Source organism: Rhodococcus sp. (in: high G+C Gram-positive bacteria) (genome assembly GCF_049299235.1).
Lineage (GTDB): Bacteria > Actinomycetota > Actinomycetes > Mycobacteriales > Mycobacteriaceae > Rhodococcus.
On sequence record NZ_JBAQXC010000014.1, the window covers coordinates 1 to 1,665 of the forward strand.

Below are 1,665 nucleotides of genomic sequence, written 5' to 3' on the forward strand. Positions count from 1 at the left end.
GTACAACTATCAGCTCGTTGTCTTCACACGCATGTTCCTCATCGACCCCTCTCTTTCCAAGCTCCTCAATAGGGAGAGAGAAGCTGGGATCGGCGAGGCGCCAAGGTATGGGCTCACCACAGGGGACTTCCCTGATTGGCCCATTCAGAGTCCAAGCGGGTTCCTTCTCGACCGCTTCATAGCAGGCTCGGAGAGCTTGAAAGGAACGGAGGCTGCGTCACTATGGCAACTTCTCGTACTGGTGTAGATAGGTCGACCTTCGACGAAGTGCTCTACGGCCGAAGGTATGCCGCAGTTGCCCTCACGCATCGGGGAATGGATTTGTGGGCCTCGGTGGTGGAGGCGGTCAAGATGCTCCCCTCCGGAGAGTCGTTGGGAGTCAGCAGGGTTGACGCATGGAGTGTTGCCAAGGTTACAGTCGAGAGCCCCCGAAACTACTTTACGCAACTTCCGGATAACGCCGTGGCGACGCAGGACGGTTTCGTGCAGGAGTTGTATGCGGCATTCCGCCATGTCGAAACGGGCGGGCGAACCGTACCCATTCTCGTTCTGGTAGCCCCCTATGTGCGCCTCCTCAATCGGATTCTTACGCAGTTTACGCTAAACGTTGGAGCCCCGGCTGTGCAATATTGCACACCTGTCATGGAGGAGGTCTTTGGGCTCTTCGAATCAACTTCCTTCGAGTGGATGGACGCCACTCGGATTTCAGTCAAGGATGATTCAGAGCCTGCACTGGATCTCGTTTCCTTGACTGGGCGCAATCCCTTGCGGTCAAATCTTCGTCGCGAATTGCTCGGTCTGGGCCCTGCCTACTCAATTCGGCTATCTGTCAGACTTGGGGCCAGCGCTACGAACTTTCACATGGATCGGTTCGGCAACTCCTGGTGGTATCACCGCTCTGATGAGGACCTTACGGCGGCGTTGAAAGTATTCGACGCGCTGCTTGGTTCGGTGGCCGTTAACCAGGGGCGCCACCGACCCACCTACCGTGTCGTCCCGTCGTCTGATGCGGATTGAGGGCAGTGATGGCGGATTCAAAGGTCTCTGCGGCCATAGCTGACGTGAAGCGGGAATCCGCAGCCGCTGAACTTGCCGGCTATTTGAGGAAGGGAGAACTTGCACTGCTTCTTGGCGCTGGGGTCTCGCGGGGATTGGAGCTACCCAATTGGCAGAGGCTGGTGGAAGTTTGCGAGGAAGAGTGCTCCATTTCTCCCGACGCTTCACTTGACTTGATGAAGCGGATGGATGTGGTTCGGCGCAGCCGCAAGGAGTTCGGCGATTTCCACGCAGTTGTTCATGCTGCTCTATATCGCGACTTGGGTGGGGGAGATGCATACCCCGATACTATGCTCCAAAATCGGATGCTTATCGCGCTCGGAGCTCTTGTGATGTCTTCTGTGCGCGGATCCGTCACCGACGTTCTGACGCTCAATTTCGATGATGTGCTCGATTGGTACCTCCACCTTCATGGCTTCAAAACGCAGGTGGTGACAGATTTGCCCACCCTCGTCTCAGCGAGTGTGGACGTGCGGCTCTTACACCTTCATGGCTTTCTGCCACTATCGCCAAGGTTTGATGAAAGTGACTGGTTGGTTCTCACTTATGACGACTTGACGAAGCGATTATCGCCTGGCGGTGGGCCATGGACCACGACGATCTCGGCCA

3 protein-coding genes are annotated in these 1,665 nt (G+C 56.4%); all 3 read left to right on the plus strand.

Going from position 1 to position 1,665, the window contains the following annotated elements:
• Positions 1 to 247: hypothetical protein (locus WAX14_RS01030; protein WP_422626239.1), on the plus strand; the 247-nt coding region annotated here is incomplete at its 5' end.
• A gap of 68 nt (positions 248 to 315) precedes the next feature.
• The gene (locus tag WAX14_RS01035; protein WP_422626240.1) at positions 316 to 1,017 is read left to right on the plus strand and encodes a hypothetical protein; all 702 of its coding nucleotides are present in this window, start codon (positions 316 to 318) and stop codon (positions 1,015 to 1,017) included.
• A 5-nt stretch (positions 1,018 to 1,022) separates the two neighbouring features.
• The coding region (locus tag WAX14_RS01040; RefSeq protein WP_422626241.1) for a hypothetical protein at positions 1,023 to 1,665 on the plus strand (643 nt) is incomplete at its 3' end.

Bases quoted from the DNA above. Each gene is read 5' to 3' on its own strand.
- WAX14_RS01035 (WP_422626240.1), top strand. From the start codon at position 316: ATGGATTTGTGGGCCTCGGTGGTGGAGGCGGTCAAGATGCTCCCCTCC.